Here is a 17211-nt window from a genome sequence, read left to right as displayed (position 1 = left end):
GCCCTGCCCGATTTGCAAAACCTGCCGCCTGATCCGAACCAGATCGCCAACTACACGCAAAGCTACGACTACGATGCCGCGGGCAACCTGCTGCAGATGCGCCATGTCGGCGCGCAAACCTTTACCCGCACCATGCTCGTCGCCCCGGACAGCAATCGAAGCTTGCCGGAGGATGAAGTGGATGTGGATTTTGAGGCCGGTTTCGATGCCAACGGCAATCTCCAGCAATTGGTACGCGGGCAGGATTTGCGCTGGGATGCGCGCAACCAACTGCGCGAAGTCACTGCCGTCAAACGTGATGACGAGCCTGACGACATTGAGCGCTATGTCTACGATGGCGGCGGCCAGCGCTGCCGCAAAATCCGCAGTGCGCAAAGCCGTAACCGCACGCTGATCGATGAAGTACGTTACCTGCCGGGGCTGGAAATTCGTAGCAGCGCCGAGGGTGAAGTCCTGCATGTCATCACCGTTCAAGCCGGTCGCAATAGCGTGCGGGTTTTGCATTGGCAAACCCAACCTCCTGCGGAGCTTACCAACAACCAACTGCGCTACAGCCTCACTGACCACTTGGGCTCAAGCACCTTGGAACTGGACCATCAGGGTGGTCTGATCAGTCAGGAAAGTTATTACCCCTTCGGCGGTACGGCCTGGTGGGCAGCGCGGGATGCAACCGAGGCCAAGTACAAAACCGTCCGCTATTCGGGCAAAGAGCGTGATGCCACCGGGCTTTATTACTATGGGTTCAGGTATTACGCGCCGTGGTTGCAGAGGTGGATCAATCCGGATCCGGCAGGGGATGCAGATGGATTGAACAGGTATATTTTTGTGCACAACAGGCCAATCAGCCTGTACGACGATCAGGGAGCAATTACTATAAATTTTGATAGCGCAGGAAATAAATTTTATCAGGATGAAAGCCTGATGAGTCGACTGGAGGCATTCCGACATGAGCATGCCGAACAGTTCGATTTTATAGAAAAACACTACAGCCATCACATATGGGGGAGCAATATATCATCCGAGAGAAAGTTTAAAGGAGAAAAAGATGAGTTCATTAATGAGTTCACTCCTCCCGAGTGGGTATTCAATAAAAATTACAAACGCATCACGGAGACCCCAGATATTCATGCCGATCATGTTGCAGTAGCGCAATATATGCAAATGGCTAAAGAATACAAATTTGAAGGAGCATTACCTTCACTCATCATAAGAGGCACCATTCAAAATGAGGGTGTTATAAAAGTAGCTAAGGGGCAAAAGATCTTCCCTAAAGAAAAGATGGAGGAGTTTTTCACCAACACCCAGGTTGGCAAAAGCACCCGCCGCTTTTTAAATACATTTCAATTAATAGCCATTGAGGTACAAGCCATAACCTCTGGCTCAACAGATCTGGACATACATATCAAGGTACAACCTGAAGCACTCACCGCTGCCGACGCGCCAACTCCCTCAGACAGAGTCCCGCCCGTGGAAATCGCAGGTTCCAGGTTTTCCGTGACACCGGTCTCCCCTCAACAACAGACTTCAAGATTGCACGTGGCTCCTGTCAACCCGGACACTTCTCGATCAAGGTTTTCAGTGACGCCAGCCTTGCTTGAGCTGACATCACCTCCCTCGCCACGAAGAAAAAACGATTGATACATACATCTATCCATGACGTGCTCGTAGGGTTCGCTCCTCAATCAATTGATGGGAGTTATGCTGTCGAGCCTGGCTACTTTTCATAAAAACCATTTAACGGTGAGAACTGTCACGGCGTCAGTGACTGTCCTGACGTCATCGCCAGCAAGCCGGCTCCTGCAAATCTCATTTCAATTCAGTTATTTGCGTCGTGTTTGATGGAAGCGAACTGATTCGCGAATAGGCCAGTACATCCGACGCATGTGTATCGTCTGAAATACTGCTTTCGCGAATGAATTCGCTCCCACAAAATTTGCTCCTACAAAATTCGCGGCAACATGCTCCTGTGCTCAGAGACTGATTTCAGTCCCCAGCAACTTCAGAAACCCCGCCAGCCACGCTGGATGCGCAGGCCATGCCGGGGCGGTAACCAGATTGCCCTGGGTGTGAGCCGCCGTCACGTCGATATCCATGAAGGTGCCGCCGGCCAGTTTCACCTCAGGACCACAGGCCGGGTAAGCACTGCATTCACGCCCTTCCAGTACGCCAGCGGCTGCCAGCAACTGTGCGCCGTGGCAGACGGCGGCGATGGGCTTACCGGCCTTGTCGAAAGCTCTTACCCATTCAAGGATGGTTTCGTTCAAGCGCAGGTATTCCGGCGCACGCCCGCCGGGGATCAGCAGGGCGTCGTAGTCTTCGACCTTGACCTTGGTGAAGTCGAAGTTGAGGGCGAAGTTATGCCCCGGTTTTTCGCTGTAGGTCTGATCGCCTTCGAAGTCGTGAATCGCGGTACGTATGGTCTGGCCCGCAGATTTGCCGGGGCAGACGCCGTGGACGGTGTGCCCGACCATCTGCAGGGCCTGGAAAGGCACCATGACTTCATAGTCTTCGACGTAATCCCCAACCAGCATCAGAATTTTCTTGGCAGCCATCAAAAGTCTCCTTTCGGGTGTGTGTGAAATGAGTATGGGCTCAAGGCGAAAGAGCTGGGTAACAGCCTAGTACTACAACGGCCGTTAAGTTATCCGATGCGAACGTACTCACTGCATTGGTGCGAGCAGCAGGAGCGGGCTCGCCTGCGAAAGCGCCGGTGTATTCGACGCTCGGTCAAATCGACGAAATATTGCGACCTAAACTCAAAGGATGTGCCGAACAACAAGTCCGGGCCGATAAACATGCCCCTTCATGCCCACACCCCGACGCTTGCAGCCACCGATCCTCGTGGCCTGACGGTGTGCCGCGTTCAATCGTCATCCACGGATTTCGGCAGTTATGTCATCCGAAAATGCAGATAGTTTGGTACACGCGGCATATGACCTGAATTTGCAATATCGATCCATACTTTCACAGGCAAGTTCGATGCCTGTTGGCCGGGCCCGGAGTTAGCGTCGTATCTGATCCTTTCGCGAATAACCCCGGCGCCTTATCGAACACGGCCTGAGCCACTGACTTAATATGATTGTTGTGGGACTGGCTTTAGCCGGTCCCACATGGGTCTGTGGTCACCCCTTGGAACGTATTTGCAGGACGTATCCCTTTCAATTTGAAGGAAATTTCTGAGAAGATCCCGGCCTATTGCGCCTCGCCATTCAGGTCTCTAGGCTGCGCCGGTCGCTGCAAAATCAGCGATCAGGTTTGGTAGACCTGAGTGAACTATGGCGTGATGCGCCACCTATGGTGGCCGTACGCTCGGCGTCTTCGGACGCGCCGGCTTTGCCAGTTCACCGGTCTACCAACTTGCGTACGGCCGCCACCCTCATCGTTTGGTAGCGATGCGAAGGCGGCTGATCACCAATGAATTGGAAGTACACATATGACCGATACCCCCCTCTTCACCATCAACCCCAACGTCACCCAGGAACAGGCCCTCAATTACGCCTCGGACCTGGTGCGCTGCCTGATCACCCTCACCCACGAATCCTGCGACAGTGACCTGCAAACCAGTCGTGCGCTGAACTGCTCGGCGCTGCATCTGGCGACCATGACCAAAGCCTTTGTCGATCACTCGGTGGAGCGAGGCTAAAACCTCAGTTGCGCCGGTCGAGCAGGTTCACCACCAGGCGGTCGATCCAGCCCCACAGGCGCTGTTTGACCCGGCTCCACAGGGGCCGGGCTTTCCAGGCGTCGAGGGTGATTTCCCGGCTGACGGCAAAGTCTTTCTCGAAACTGGCGACCACGTCGCGAGTCAGGGCCGGGTCGAGGGCTTCGAGGTTGGCTTCCAGGTTGAAGCGCAGGTTCCAGTGATCGAAGTTGCACGAGCCGATGCTGACCCAGTCGTCGATCAGGACCATTTTCAAATGCAAAAAACAGGGTTGGTATTCGAAGATTTTTACGCCTGCGCGAAGCAGTCGCGGGTAGTAGCGGTGCCCGGCGTAACGCACCGACGGGTGATCGGTACGCGGCCCGGTGAGCAGCAGGCGTACATCGATCCCCCGTGACGCGGCCCGGCGCAGCGAGCGGCGGACTTTCCAGGTCGGCAGGAAATACGGCGTTGCCAGCCAGACGCGCTGTTTGCCGCTGTTCAGGGCGCGAACCAGGGATTGCAGAATGTCACGATGCTGCCGCGCATCAGCGTAGGCCACACGGCCCTGTCCCGTCCCGGCCGTCGGTGGCCTGGGCAGACGCGGCAGCCCGAAATTCTCATTGGGGCGCCAGGCCGTGCGGCGCGGGTTGGCGTGGAACTGGCGGTCGAACAGGGCCTGCCAGTCGATCACCAGCGGCCCGGTGATTTCCACCATGACCTCATGCCATTCACTCACGGGCTCGTCCGGCGTCCAGAACTCGTCGGTGACCCCGGTACCGCCGACCACGGCCAGGCGTTTATCCACCAACAACAGCTTGCGATGGTCGCGGTAGAAGTTGCGGATACCCCGGCGCCAGTGGATGGCGTTGTAGAAACGCAGGATCACCCCGGCATCGGCCAGGCGTCTGCGCAGGCGCAGGGTGAAGGCCTGGGCGCCGAAATCATCGAACAGACAGCGCACGATCACGCCCCGTTGCGCAGCATCCACCAGCGCCCGTACCACCGCCTCGGCGCAGGCCCCGGCCTCGACCAGATACAGCTCCAGTTCGACCTGCTGCTGCGCCGCATCGATGGCCGCGATCATGCGCGGAAAGAACGCCGGGCCATCTACCAACAGCTGGAACTGGTTATCACCGCGCCACGGGAAAATCGCTGCGCCCATATCAGAAGGTCACGCAAAGCAGAGAGATCGGGTACATGCAAACTCCGGAGAGGGCCAAGGCGAGCTACCTTAGCTGTGCGTCTGACCGCTGGCAAACGCTTGGGTTCGTATGCAGCCCGCTTTTGTGGGACCGGCTTCAGCCGGGAAGACGGGGGTACTGTCGATACATTTCATTGAGCAGAAATGACGCCTTCCCGGCTAAAGCCGGTCCCACCTTTGCCCTCGGTTCCCCTACAGCCCATCAGGCTCCAGCACACACCCCTGGCGCGGCCCGCGCCACAGTGCCGTGGCGCTTTCGCCCATGCCTTCGGCGCTGACGCTTTTGGTCTGCGGCTCATCGATCAGGCTGGCCGGCACGTACTGTTTCACGTAGCCCTGACAATACTCGGCCGGGTTGCCCATGACATAGCGGCAGGAGCAGTACTCCTTGGCGGTATAGGCGCTGATGATATGGGGGAAGGCGTTGAGGGCCACGCGGTTGTGCCAGAGCAGCGCGGCGAGGAACAGCACCAGCAGCATCAACAGACTGACAACAGGACGACGCACGACAAAGGCTCGTTGTTCACTCATGGCCGCGCCTCCCCAGAGAACGCTGCCAGGGCCAGTTGCAGCAGGCGGTCGTGGACGAAGCTGGCGTCGCGGTCATCGCCATAACGCACGATGACCAGGCCGGCACTGGGGATCACGTACAGCGCCTGGCCCCAATGGCCCAACGCGGCAAAGGTGTCAGCGGGGGCGGAAGGCCAGGGGCCGCGCGAGCCGTCCTGGGATTTGTTCAGCCACCACTGGCCGCCGGGGATTTCTTCGGCGGACTTGATCCCGCGCCCGGCAAAGGGCGTGAGGTTGAAGTAGACCCAGCTCTTGGGCACCAGCTGGCGCCCCTGCCACTGCCCGATGCGCTGCATCAGCAGGCCGATGCGGGCCAGGTCCCGGGCGGTCATATAGGCATAGGACGAACCGACAAAAGTACCGCTCGCATCGCGTTCCCACACCGCACTGCGAATGCCCAGTGGCTCGAACAGCGCGGTCCAGGGGTAGTCGCCATAAGCCTGTTCGCCGACGATCTTTTTCAGCGAAGCCGCGAGCAGGTTGCTGTCGCCACTGGAATAGCGGAACACCGTGCCCGGCTTGGCGAATACGCCATGATCTGCGGTGAAGCGCGCCATGTCGTCGTGGCCACGGGTGTAGAGCATGGCCACTACCGATGAATTGAGCGGTGCGTATTCGTAGTCTTCCTGCCAGTCCAGGCCCGAGGCCCAGTGCATCAGGTCTTCGAAGCGGATATCGGAATGGCTGGCCAGGGGCGGGTAGAACTTTGCCACTGAATCGAGCAGTTCAAAGCGCTTCTCGCCAAAGGCTACGCCCATCACGGTGGCCATGATGCTTTTGCTGACCGACCAGGTCAGGTGCGGAGTCTGGGCGGTGGTGGGCGCGGCGTAGTGTTCGTAGATGATCTGGCCGTCGCGGATCACCAGCAGCGCGTCGCTGCGTACGCCCTTGCGGGTGTTGTCGTCGCGAGGCGGGAAGGCGTAGTCCTCGAGGGCTTTGATTGCCGGGGTGGCAGTGACCGGCGCGGAGTTCCAGTCGGTACCGGGCCAGGTGTCGGCGGCGAAGGTCGCAGCGGCGCTGATGCCGATGGAGAAGGCCAGGCAAAAACGAAGCAAGCGAGCACGCATGTAGCCACCTTTTTTCAAACACCGCATAGCCGACTGATTAATGAAACTTTGATGGGGCGAACCCTGTGGGAGCGAATTCATTCGCGAAAGCGGTATTCCAGGCGATAAAGATATCGAGCAGACGTGCCTGCCTCTTCGCGAATGAATTCGCTCCCACAGATTCGCTCCTACAGATTCGCTCTCACTGATCCACTTCCACAGAGTTTCCTACAGATTGCTCCTGCGGATTCACGCCCTCGCTCACCCACAGCAAACACATCCCGAAACCCTAGCAGGCAATCGTGACAATGTGCCTTTCGTCGCTCATGTAACGGCGTCACATAACCATCACCAAAGTTTCACGGCCATGACACGGGGTCTACCTAGCCTGCATCTGTACAGCAACGCGCTTGAATAATCAGTCGACCGGCCCATTGCATGGCTGGCTTACGGAGACTCGCATGACCCGGATCGCCCGCATTCGTGACACCAGTACCGAACGCCGCCTGCAGGCCGAACGCCTGATCGGCAGCAGCGCCTTGGAAGAAGCACAAGCCCTGCGTTTCAGCGTATTCAGCGGCGAATTCAACGCCAAGCTCAAGGGCGCCGAACTGGGTCTGGATATCGACGATTACGACGTACATTGCATGCACATCGGCGTGCGTGACCTGAGCACCGGCCAACTGGTCGCCACCACTCGCCTGCTTGATCACAAGGCAGCCAGTACCCTGGGCCGTTTCTACAGCGAAGAAGAATTCAGCCTGCATGGCCTCGGCCATCTGCAAGGCCCGATCCTGGAACTGGGCCGCACCTGTGTCGACCCGGCCTACCGCAACGGCGGCACCATCGCCGTGCTCTGGAGCGAGCTGGCTGAAGTGCTCAACGAAGGCGGCTACAGCTACCTGATGGGCTGCGCCAGTATTCCGATGCAGGACGGCGGCATTCAGGCCCACGCCATCATGCAGCGCCTGCGTGAACGCTACCTGAGCACCGAACACCTGCGCGCCGAACCGAAGAACCCACTGCCGACCATGGCCCTGCCCAACAACGTGATCTGCGAAATGCCGCCCCTGCTCAAGGCCTATATGCGCCTGGGCGCGAAGATCTGCGGCGAGCCGTGCTGGGACGAAGACTTCCAGGTTGCCGATGTGTTCATCCTGCTCAAACGCGACGAGCTGTGCCCGCGCTACGCCCGTCACTTCAAGGCAGCCGTGTAATGAGTCGGGTGCGCGGCTATGCGCGAGTTGCCAGGGTGTTGCTGGTCATCGCCCTGGGCCTGACGATTGCCGGGGTGTTCGCCGTGATGGAGCGCCTGCGCATCGGCAATTCCATGGCCCGGCGCCAGCGCTGGAGCCGTTGGTTCATGGCGCGCCTGACCAACGCCCTGCCCTTTCGCGTGACGGTCAGCGGCAGCCTGCCGGGCCAGCCGATGCTGTGGCTGAGCAACCATGTGTCATGGACCGACATTCCCTTGCTGGGCATGCTGGCGCCGCTGTCATTCCTGTCCAAGGCCGAAGTGCGCACCTGGCCAATTGCCGGCTGGCTGGCTTTGAAGGCCGGTACGCTGTTCATTCGTCGCGGTTCGGGTGACAGCCGCCTGTTGCAAAAGCAGATGTGCAATCACCTGCAACAGGACACCGATCTGCTGATTTTCCCGGAAGGCACCACCACCGATGGCCGCGCCCTGCGCACTTTCCACGGTCGTCTGCTGTCCAGTGCCATCGAGGCCGGTGTGATGTTGCAGCCGGTGGCGATCAAGTACACCCGTGACGGCAAGCCTGACCCCATCGCGCCGTTCATTGGTGATGACGATTTGCTGTCGCATCTAAAGCGCCTGTTCGCCAATGAGCAGGGCGACGTGCACATCCAGTTGCTGACGCCGATTGCCACTGCCGGTCAGGAGCGCGCTGCACTGGCTTTCCAGGCCCAGCAGGCGGTGCAGATGGCCCTGTTCGGCGAACCCGCGCAAGCGCCTCAGACGTCGCGTTCGCCAGCCTCAACGGCCGCCAGGGCCGCCTGAGCAAAATCCTGCAACAACGGATAGAACTCGGCGAAGTCGTCACTCAAGGGTTGGTAGAGGTCGGGCAGTTCCTGCGCGGCGTCGATCAACCCTTGTGGTTTTGACAGGCGCCGGGAAATACCCCTGATCACGTCGCCGACAATCTCGAACTCCCGATATGAACCCAGCCAGTCCTGTGCCGCCATGCGTGGCGCGATTACGGCCAGGTGCCCCGGCAATTGCGCTTGGGCGGCGAGCACGCCGTAGACCCTGCGCGTGAAGCTGTGCAGAGGCACGTCAGCGTAACGGGTCCAGTCCCGGGCCAGGCAATGATCGAAAAACACATCGAGCACGATGCCGGCATAGCGCCGACGTTCCGCGGAGAAACGGTTCAGGGACTGTTTGACCAGCGGGTGACTGTCGGTGAACGAATCGATGCTGCGGTGCAATTGGATGGCCGCCTGCAGATCACTGGGAAAACGCCCGGCCAGCGGCCCTTTGACGAAATCGCCGTACAGGCTGCCAAGCAATTGCGCGGGTTTGTCGCCGCCAAGATGGAGGTGTGCGAGGTAGTTCATGATGCCTAGCCTACGCCGTTTTGCGGCGCGCGACCTGTATATCGATATAACCCGATATAGCGATTTATACGGGGCTTAGCACCCATTCATATTTGTATATCGCGAAATATCGATATAAGGTTCGCTCCATCGCGATATAGCGCTATACACCTGAGCTCTCCATGCCTATCGACCTCGACGAAATAATAAAAGCCCTGGCCCACCCTGTCCGCCGCGACATCCTGGTGTGGCTAAAGGACCCTTTGACTTGCTTTCCCGATCAAGAACACTCGGTCGGCCATGGCGTGTGCGCCGGGCAGATCGACCAACGCGCCGGGCTGTCCCAGTCCACCGTGTCGGCCCACCTGGCAACCCTGCAACGCGCGGGCCTGATCACCAGCAAGAAAATCGGCCAATGGCATTTTTTCAGCCGCAACGAAGAGACCATCAAGGCCTTCGTCGACGCCCTGGTGCTGGAGCTCAGCCCACCGCTCTGACTCTTCAAGGAGATGCATCTTGCCTCTTTCACTACTGGTGCTCGCGCTGAGCGCTTTCGCTATCGGCACGACGGAATTCGTGATCATGGGCCTGTTGCCCAATGTCGCGGCTGACCTTGGCGTGTCGATTCCAGGTGCCGGCTGGCTGGTGACCGGCTATGCCCTGGGCGTGGCCATCGGCGCACCGATCATGGCCCTGGCTACCGCCAAACTGCCGCGCAAGGCCGCTCTGGTCTGGCTGATGGTGATTTTCATCGTCGGCAACATGCTCTGCGCCCTGTCCACCGGCTACACCATGCTGATGATCGCCCGGGTCGTCACCGCGCTGTGTCACGGCGCCTTCTTCGGCATCGGTTCGGTGGTGGCGGCCAATCTGGTCGCGCCCAACCGCCGGGCATCGGCAGTGGCGATGATGTTCACCGGCCTGACGCTGGCCAACGTGCTGGGAGTGCCCCTGGGCACTGCACTGGGTCAGGAAGCCGGCTGGCGCTCGACCTTCTGGGCAGTGACGGTCATTGGTGTACTGGCCCTGATCGGCCTGATGCGCTTTTTACCCTTCAAGCATGACGAGGAAAAACTCGACATGCGCGCCGAACTGGGCGCCCTTAAAGGTGCCGGGATCTGGCTGTCGCTGAGCATGACCGTACTGTTCTCGGCCTCGGTATTCGCCCTGTTCACCTATGTGGCACCGCTGCTCGGCGAAGTCACCGACGTATCGCCACGGGGCGTGACCTGGACCCTGCTGCTGATCGGCGTCGGCCTGACCCTGGGCAATGTCATCGGCGGCAAGCTGGCTGATCGAAATGTGCAACGCACCTTGCTCGGGGTGTTCCTGGTGATGGCGGTGATCTCGGCGATTCTCAGCTGGACCAGCGTGGCGTTGATCCCCACCGAGGTCACCCTGCTGCTCTGGGCTGTCGCCTGTTTCGCTGCTGTGCCCGCATTGCAAGTCAACGTGATGACTTTCGGCAAGGCGGCACCCAATCTGATTTCGACCCTGAATATCGGCGCCTTCAACGTCGGTAACGCTCTTGGCGCCTGGATTGGCGGCAGCGTGATCGCTCATGGACTGGGCCTGACCAGCGTGCCTTTGGCCGCTGCGGTACTGGCAGTGCTGACCCTGCTGGTGACCCTGATTACTTTCCGCCAGACCGTCAATCCCGAGCTGGCTCCCGCTATCAACTGATCAATTTCAAGAGGGTTTTACCATGACCACTATCTTTGACCCGATCACCCTGGGCGACCTGCAACTGGCCAACCGCATCGTCATGGCGCCGCTGACCCGCTGCCGCGCCGACGAGGGCCGTGTGCCCAACGCGATGATGGCCGAGTACTACGTACAACGCGCCTCGGCCGGCCTGATCATCAGTGAAGCCACCTCGGTCACGCCCATGGGCGTCGGCTACCCGGACACCCCCGGCATCTGGTCCGCCGCCCAGGTGCGTGGCTGGAGCAATATCACCAAGGCCGTGCACGAAGCAGGCGGCAAGATCGTCCTGCAACTGTGGCACGTGGGCCGGGTCTCGCACCCGTCGTATCTAAATGGCGAAGCGCCGGTCGCACCGAGCGCGGTCAAGCCGGCCGGTCACGTCAGCCTGGTGCGCCCGCTGGCTGAGTACCCGACGCCGCGTGCTCTGGAACTGGAAGAAATCGCCGATATCGTCGACGCCTATCGCAATGGCGCGGAAAACGCCAAGGCGGCCGGCTTTGATGGCGTGGAAATCCACGGTGCCAACGGCTACCTGCTCGACCAGTTCCTGCAAAGCAAGACCAATCAGCGCACCGACGCCTATGGCGGTTCCCTGGAAAACCGGGCACGGCTGATGCTGGAAGTGACTGACGCGGTGGTGGAAGTCTGGGGCGCGGGCCGGGTCGGCATGCACCTGGCACCGCGTGCCGACGCCCACGACATGGGCGACGACAACCTGACCGAGACCTTCAGCTATGTCGCCAGCGAGTTGGGCAAGCGCGGTATCGCGTTTATCTGTGCCCGTGAGCGCGAGGCCGATGACAGCATCGGGCCGATCCTGAAGAAAGCCTTCGGCGGCGCCTTCATCGCCAACGAGAAGTTCACCAAGGACAGCGCCAATGCCTGGCTGCAATCGGGCAAGGCCGATGCGGTGGCCTTCGGCGTGCCGTTCATTGCCAATCCGGACCTGCCAGCACGCCTGGCCGCCGATGCGCCGCTCAATGCACCGGTGCCGGAAACCTTCTACGGCAAGGGGGCTGAGGGTTACCTCGACTATCCGACGCTGTAACGGTTGTTGAAATGAAAACACCCCGCTGCGGCGGGGTGTTTTCGTTTTGCGCAGGGTATTGCACGGCGCAACATGCAGGAGCCATTGTGGGAGCGAATTCATTCGCGAAGAGGCCAGTGAATCCAATGCATCTTCTTGGGCTGGAATACCGCATTCGCGAATGAATTCGCTCCCACAGAATTCGCCTCCACAGAATTCACTCTTGCAACATTAGATCTCACACATCCCGCACCATCAATGATCAACGCTGCGCATTGACCTGCTGCGCCAGGTTCTGGATCTGGCTGTTGAGGGTGTTGATATTGCGCGTCACCTGGGCACGATAGGCATCGAACTCTGCCGTGCTCGGGCCGCTGCTGGCCGATGCCGCTGGCGCACGATCCTGCTCGCTTTTGAGCGCAACCAGTTCCTGCTCGATGCGGTCGATGGCCTGGCTGGAATTATTCTTTTTCAAGGCGGCGATATCGGCGCTCAAAGCCTTGAGCTGGCTATCGAGACGGTCCTGACTGGCCTGAATGTTTTTCACGTCCGGCAGAGCGGCCTGCACGTTGGGCATGGCTGACTTGAGGGTGGTCATTTCCAGTACCACGTTTTTCAGGTCTTCCTGCAGTTGCGCACTGGTGGCCTGTTGCTGTGCATTTTGCTCAGTGAGCAAGGCCAAACGTTTTTCCAGATCGGCTTTCTGCCCGGAGCTGCCTTCCTGCTGCTTGTCCTGATCGGCCAACTGGTCTTCGATCAGCTTGATGCGCTGGCGCAGGGCCTCGCCTTCACTGACCACCGACTCGGTCGCCACCACTTTGCCGGAGATATCCTGCAGGCGCCCCGCCGCTTCTTCGCTGATCCGCGCGAAGCTTTCCTGAGTCGCCACCAGTTGCTGGCCCATCAGGGTGATCTGCTGGAAGCTCCACCAACCCAGGCCGCAGAATGCAATGGTCAGCGCGCCGATCAATGCCCACAGCGGGCCGGTGCTCGGCGCCTTGACCTTGACCACGGGCGAGGTACGCGAATAAACGGTAGTGCGCTCACGGGCGCCGGACGACAGCTCGAAATCGTCATCGTCATCTTTGGCGGTGAGGCTCGGAACGTCATCGACGTCGTCGTAGGGATCGTTGCGCATGAATAGCCCTTCAAAAAAAACCGTAAAAGCGAAGCCCGACAAACCAAAGCTTCGAAGTATAACCAGTGCCCGCCACGGCATTCACTGCGGCTGTTGCGCCTGCCACCAGGCACAGAACTCATCCAGCGCCGTCCACAGGCTGACCTTGGGCTCGTACTCCAGATAGTGCCGGGCGCGGCTGATATCCAGAGTGAAGTCCTTGCTCATGACCTGCATGCCCAGGCGCGACAAGGTCGGCTCCGGGCGCCCCGGCCAAAGCATGCACGCTGCCTCGTTGAGAGCAGCAGCGCCGTAGGCCAGGCCATAGGAACGGTAACGCGTTACCTGTGGCACTTGCATGCGCCGCATCACGTAATTCACCGCATCCCACAACGGCACCGGCGTACCGTTGCTGATGTTATAGGCCTTGCCCAACGCCGAACCCATGGCCAGCAAGCTGCTGAGCATGGCCTCGTTGAGGTTCTGCATGCTAGTGAAATCCACTTTATTCAAGCCATTGCCCACAATAGACAGACGCTTCTTGCGCTGCATGTTGAGCAATCTCGGGAAAATGCTGGTGTCGCCGGCACCGGTCACGAAACGCGGGCGCAGGGCGATCACTTCCAGGCCGAACTCCATGGCACCGAACACCTTCTGCTCGGCAAGATACTTGGTCGCGGCATAGTGGTTGTGAAACCGCCGCGGGACCTGGTCTTCCTTGATGTTCAGGTGCGAATGGCCATCGAAATAGATTGATGGCGATGACAAATGGACCAGCCGTCGCACCCGTTGTTTCAAACAGCCTTCGACAATGTTTTCGGTGACCTGCACATTGCCCAGCATAAAGTCCTGCTTGCGTCCCCAGACACCCACAGCTCCAGCGCAGTGCACCACGGCTTCGACGTCATGGCACAGCTCGCGAACCAGCCCGGCATCTGTCAGGTCGCCTGGAATGAATTCGGCGCCTCGGCGCACCAGATGTTCGACGCTCTCGGCTCGCCGCCCGTTGACCCTTACAGTCAGGCCCTGCTCCAGGGCGAAACGCGCAAAGCGCCCGCCAATAAAGCCGCTTGCGCCGGTGACCAGAATCTTCATTTACCGCTCCGTAGAATCGTATTTCTGACGAGGTGAACAAACCTGTGGGAGCGAATTCATTCGCGAAGAGATTGGCGCATTCGATAGATAGTCGGCGCCTGGCATACCGTTTTCGCGAATGAATTCGCTCCCACAAATCGGCCCCCACGAACACATTATTTGCATTGGCTGAAGAGAGACGCTCAGCCCTGCCCCAACGGCACCAACCATTGCCCCGCCTTGCGCGCCAAATGCTCGGTCAGACGGGTCAGCAACTGCCCGCCATTGCGCCAATGATGCCAGTACAACGGCACATCGATGACTCGCCCGTCCAGCAACTCAACCAACGTGCCGCGCCGCAACTGCTCGCGCACTTGCAACTCCGGCACCAGTCCCCAGCCCAGTCCGGCCTCGGCCATACGGATGAAACCTTCGGACGAAGGGCACAGGTGATGTTCGAAACTGCCTTCGCTGCCCAGGGAGGCCAGGTAACGATGCTGGAGAAAATCGTCCGGCCCGTAAACCAGCGCCGGAGCCCGGGCCAGTGTTTCGACGCTGACGCCCTGTGCAAAGTAGCGGGCGACAAAGGCGGGGCTGGCCAGCGCACGATAGCGCATCGCACCGAGCAACTGGCTGCGTGCTCCGGCTACCGGGCGCTCACTGCCACACAGGCAGGCAGCAACTTCACCGGCGCGCATGCGCTTGAGGCCGACGTCCTGATCCTCCACCACCAGGTCCAGCAGCAGGTGATGCTCGGCGCAGAAATCCCCCACGGCGCCAACCCACCAGGTTGCCAGGCTGTCAGCATTGAGGGCGATACGCAGACGTTCCGGCGCGCCCTCCTCGTCCAGTGCGGGCACCTGACTGAGCAGATCGCGTTCCAGCAGGCGCACCTGCTGCACATGGTTGAGCAGCCGGCGGCCAATATCCGTCGGGCTCGGCGGCGTCGCCCTGACTAGCACCGGCTGGCCGATGCGCGCCTCCAGCAGCTTGATGCGCTGAGACACCGCCGATTGCGACAAGCCAAGCACCTGAGCCGCGCGCTCGAACCCGGCCTGCTCGACGACTGCCGCGAGGGCGGAGAGCAATTTATAGTCGAACATCAGTTTTCCTAATGGGCAATCAGCAACATTGCTTTTTCTTATACAACGTCAGCCCTCACAATCGCCATATCAACCTTTGCAGACAAGGAACGGCGATGACCGGCGAAACCTCATTGAGCACGCTGCTGCGCAGCATGAGCCCGGAACTGAACGACGGCGACTATGTGTTTTGCACCCTCGCCGACGCTTCGTTGCTCAAGGCCGCCGAGGTGCTGGGCAGCTTCCGTGAGCGCGAGGGGCTGACGGTGATTATCGAACGCCAGCAGGCACAGGACCTGGGCCTGAGCTTCGAGTATGTCGCCGCATGGATCACCCTGACCGTGCACTCTTCCCTGGCCGCCGTTGGCCTGACTGCCGCTTTCGCCACGGCGCTGGGGAGTGCCGGAATCAGCTGCAATGTGATCGCCGGCTACTACCACGACCATCTGTTCGTTGCCAAAGACGACGCCCAAAAAGCCCTGGCTGTATTGCAGCTGCTCGCCGCCCAGGCCTGATCCCGGTTCAATTGGAGTTATCACCATGTGGCAAAGCTACCTCAACGGCCTGCTGGTCGCCGCCGGACTGATCATGGCCATTGGCACTCAGAATGCCTTTGTTCTGGCCCAGAGCCTGCGCCGCGAGCATCACTTGCCGGTGGCGATGTTGTGCATTGCCTGCGATGCCATTCTGGTCGCCGCCGGGGTCTTCGGCCTGGCCAATGTGCTGGCCCATAACCCGACCCTGCTGGCGGTGGCGCGCTGGGGCGGCGTGGTGTTTCTGCTCTGGTACGGCATTCAGGCGCTGCGCCGCGCCTGCTCCCGGCAGAGCCTGCAACAGGGCGAAAGTACCGGGCTGCGTTCGCGTCGGGCCGTGCTGCTCAGCGCCTTGGCTGTGACCTTGCTCAACCCCCACGTCTACCTGGACACGGTGCTGCTGATCGGCTCCCTCGGCGCCCAGCAGACTGTGCCCGGCGCCTATGTGGTCGGTGCCGCGAGCGCTTCGCTGCTATGGTTCTCGGCCCTGGCGATCGGCGCCGCCTGGCTGGCGCCCTGGCTGTCACGCCCGGCCACCTGGCGTCTGTTGGATCTGTTGGTCGCGGTGATGATGTTCAGTGTCGCTTTGCAGCTGATTCGCAGCGCCTAGAATTCATAACCAAATGAAATATATGAAATTTCCGTAAGAGCTGCCGAAGGTTGCGAATGGGTCTGCCTGATACATTGCCTTCGCAGCCTTCGGCAGCTCCTACAGATCATGTTTGCTGTGCCAAGGTGCGATGGCAGGGACGCAGCAATTGCCCCCTACAGGACTCAGCCGCGCAGCCAGGATCCTCCGACAACCGGCGCAAAGGCTCTGGAACCTCTATCCCACACAGTTGTTGCGTGGTTAACAGGCAGGGCCGGTGCTATGATCCCGGGTCTGCGCCGCAAAGAGTACAAACTCCCCGGCGCATGTTCTGTCTGGCCGCCCGTGATCGGCCTTGCGCTCACCGCAACTGACCTGATTAGGAGAATTACCATGGCTTTTGAACTGCCGCCGCTGCCATACGCGCACGATGCATTGGCTCCGCACATCTCCAAGGAAACCCTGGAGTATCACCACGACAAGCACCACAACACCTACGTCGTGAACCTGAACAACCTGGTGCCTGGCACCGAGTTCGAAGGCAAGACTCTGGAAGAAATCGTCAAGACTTCTTCGGGCGGTATCTTCAACAACGCCGCTCAGGTCTGGAACCACACCTTCTACTGGAACTGCCTGGCACCAAACGCCGGTGGCCAGCCGACTGGCGCCCTGGCTGATGCAATCAATGCAGCCTTCGGCTCCTTCGACAAGTTCAAGGAAGAGTTCAGCAAGACGTCCATCGGTACCTTCGGTTCCGGTTGGGGCTGGCTGGTGAAAAAGGCTGACGGTTCCCTGGCCCTGGCCAGCACCATCGGCGCAGGCAACCCGCTGACCGGCGGCGACACTCCGCTGCTGACCTGCGATGTCTGGGAACACGCCTACTACATCGACTACCGTAACCTGCGTCCAAAATACGTTGAAGCGTTCTGGAACCTGGTTAACTGGAAGTTCGTTGCCGAGCAGTTCGAAGGCAAAACCTTCACCGCTTGATCGACGCTCCAGACAAAAAACCCGGCTTGCCGGGTTTTTTTTCGCCTGGCGGTCATACTTTGGGTATTGTCAGAAG

At 59.8% G+C, this 17211-nt stretch carries 18 protein-coding genes; 10 read left to right on the top strand and 8 right to left on the bottom strand.

All coding sequences use genetic code 11. The annotated features are described in order from the left end of the window. On the top strand, positions 1-1638 hold a 1638-nt coding region (locus ACCD02_RS19915; RefSeq protein ID WP_413305418.1), incomplete at its 5' end, for an RHS repeat domain-containing protein. 332 nt (positions 1639-1970) lie between these two features. Here ACCD02_RS19915 and ACCD02_RS19910 read toward each other — a convergent pair. Then, a complete protein-coding gene (locus tag ACCD02_RS19910; RefSeq protein ID WP_413305415.1) occupies positions 1971-2555 on the bottom strand; it encodes a DJ-1/PfpI family protein in 585 nt (194 codons plus the stop codon). Positions 2556-3433: 878 nt separating this feature from the next. Here ACCD02_RS19910 and ACCD02_RS19905 point away from each other — a divergent pair. Next, on the top strand, positions 3434-3643 hold the full coding sequence (locus ACCD02_RS19905) for a DUF6124 family protein (RefSeq protein ID WP_413305412.1): 210 nt from the start codon (positions 3434-3436) through the stop codon (positions 3641-3643). Positions 3644-3647: 4 nt separating this feature from the next. Here the strand turns inward: ACCD02_RS19905 and ACCD02_RS19900 are convergent, their stop codons facing one another. From ACCD02_RS19900 to ACCD02_RS19890, 3 genes are all read right to left on the bottom strand, one after another. After that, the gene (locus ACCD02_RS19900) at positions 3648-4805 is read right to left on the bottom strand and encodes a phospholipase D-like domain-containing protein (RefSeq protein WP_413305410.1); all 1158 of its coding nucleotides are present in this window, start codon (positions 4803-4805) and stop codon (positions 3648-3650) included. Between the two features lie 231 nt (positions 4806-5036). Beyond that, complete coding sequence (locus tag ACCD02_RS19895) at positions 5037-5375, bottom strand: amidase (RefSeq protein ID WP_413305408.1); 339 nt, start codon at positions 5373-5375, stop codon at positions 5037-5039. Continuing rightward, entirely contained in the window at positions 5372-6481 is a 1110-nt protein-coding gene (locus ACCD02_RS19890) for a serine hydrolase domain-containing protein (RefSeq protein ID WP_413305405.1), read from the bottom strand. Before ACCD02_RS19890 ends, ACCD02_RS19895 begins: the two co-directional genes overlap by 4 nt. A gap of 440 nt (positions 6482-6921) precedes the next feature. Between ACCD02_RS19890 and olsB the strand changes: the two genes are divergently transcribed. Both olsB and ACCD02_RS19880 read left to right on the top strand, forming a co-directional pair. Then, positions 6922-7677, top strand: coding sequence for an L-ornithine N(alpha)-acyltransferase (olsB, locus tag ACCD02_RS19885; protein ID WP_413305402.1), 756 nt, complete (start codon positions 6922-6924; stop codon positions 7675-7677). Next, a complete protein-coding gene (locus tag ACCD02_RS19880; protein ID WP_413305400.1) occupies positions 7677-8480 on the top strand; it encodes a lysophospholipid acyltransferase family protein in 804 nt (267 codons plus the stop codon). Before olsB ends, ACCD02_RS19880 begins: the two co-directional genes overlap by 1 nt. Here ACCD02_RS19880 and ACCD02_RS19875 read toward each other — a convergent pair. After that, the gene (locus tag ACCD02_RS19875) at positions 8435-9037 is read right to left on the bottom strand and encodes an ACP phosphodiesterase (RefSeq protein ID WP_413305398.1); all 603 of its coding nucleotides are present in this window, start codon (positions 9035-9037) and stop codon (positions 8435-8437) included. The two genes, ACCD02_RS19880 and ACCD02_RS19875, sit on opposite strands and share 46 nt — an antisense overlap. 161 nt (positions 9038-9198) lie before the next feature. Here ACCD02_RS19875 and ACCD02_RS19870 point away from each other — a divergent pair, with 161 nt between their 5' ends. The 3 genes from ACCD02_RS19870 to ACCD02_RS19860 are packed head-to-tail and all read left to right on the top strand — an operon-like array spanning position 9199 to position 11771. Further along, positions 9199-9513, top strand: a complete 315-nt coding sequence (locus ACCD02_RS19870; protein ID WP_413305396.1) for an ArsR/SmtB family transcription factor — start codon at positions 9199-9201, stop codon at positions 9511-9513. A gap of 19 nt (positions 9514-9532) precedes the next feature. Next, a complete protein-coding gene (locus ACCD02_RS19865; protein ID WP_413305394.1) occupies positions 9533-10699 on the top strand; it encodes an MFS transporter in 1167 nt (388 codons plus the stop codon). Between the two features lie 22 nt (positions 10700-10721). Next, positions 10722-11771: an alkene reductase gene (locus ACCD02_RS19860; protein WP_413305391.1), complete on the top strand. Its 1050-nt coding sequence runs from the start codon at positions 10722-10724 to the stop codon at positions 11769-11771. 241 nt (positions 11772-12012) lie between these two features. On the opposite strand, the gene ACCD02_RS19855 is transcribed toward ACCD02_RS19860, so the two are convergent. The 3 genes from ACCD02_RS19855 to ACCD02_RS19845 all read right to left on the bottom strand — a co-directional run bounded on the left by ACCD02_RS19855 (position 12013) and on the right by ACCD02_RS19845 (position 15044). Beyond that, the gene (locus ACCD02_RS19855; RefSeq protein ID WP_413305389.1) at positions 12013-12888 is read right to left on the bottom strand and encodes an ATPase; all 876 of its coding nucleotides are present in this window, start codon (positions 12886-12888) and stop codon (positions 12013-12015) included. Between the two features lie 81 nt (positions 12889-12969). Beyond that, positions 12970-13962, bottom strand: a complete 993-nt coding sequence (locus ACCD02_RS19850; protein WP_413305386.1) for an NAD-dependent epimerase/dehydratase family protein — start codon at positions 13960-13962, stop codon at positions 12970-12972. Positions 13963-14144: 182 nt separating this feature from the next. Beyond that, a complete protein-coding gene (locus ACCD02_RS19845) occupies positions 14145-15044 on the bottom strand; it encodes a LysR family transcriptional regulator ArgP (RefSeq protein WP_413305383.1) in 900 nt (299 codons plus the stop codon). Positions 15045-15139: 95 nt separating this feature from the next. Here ACCD02_RS19845 and ACCD02_RS19840 point away from each other — a divergent pair, with 95 nt between their 5' ends. The 3 genes from ACCD02_RS19840 (at position 15140) to ACCD02_RS19830 (ending at position 17135) form a co-directional block, all read left to right on the top strand. After that, positions 15140-15538 (top strand): ACT domain-containing protein, encoded by a 399-nt coding sequence (locus tag ACCD02_RS19840; RefSeq protein ID WP_413305381.1) that lies wholly within the window; start codon positions 15140-15142, stop codon positions 15536-15538. A 25-nt stretch (positions 15539-15563) separates the two neighbouring features. Next, entirely contained in the window at positions 15564-16166 is a 603-nt protein-coding gene (locus ACCD02_RS19835; RefSeq protein WP_413305377.1) for a LysE/ArgO family amino acid transporter, read from the top strand. 372 nt (positions 16167-16538) lie between these two features. Further along, on the top strand, positions 16539-17135 hold the full coding sequence (locus ACCD02_RS19830) for a superoxide dismutase (RefSeq protein WP_413305374.1): 597 nt from the start codon (positions 16539-16541) through the stop codon (positions 17133-17135). Positions 17136-17211: the final 76 nt, after the last annotated feature.

The organism is Pseudomonas sp. Pseusp88, from assembly GCF_047303955.1.
Classification (GTDB): Bacteria; Pseudomonadota; Gammaproteobacteria; order Pseudomonadales; family Pseudomonadaceae; genus Aquipseudomonas.
Note: the sequence above shows the minus strand (reverse complement) of the source record. Positions and strands in the feature narration are given on the sequence as shown.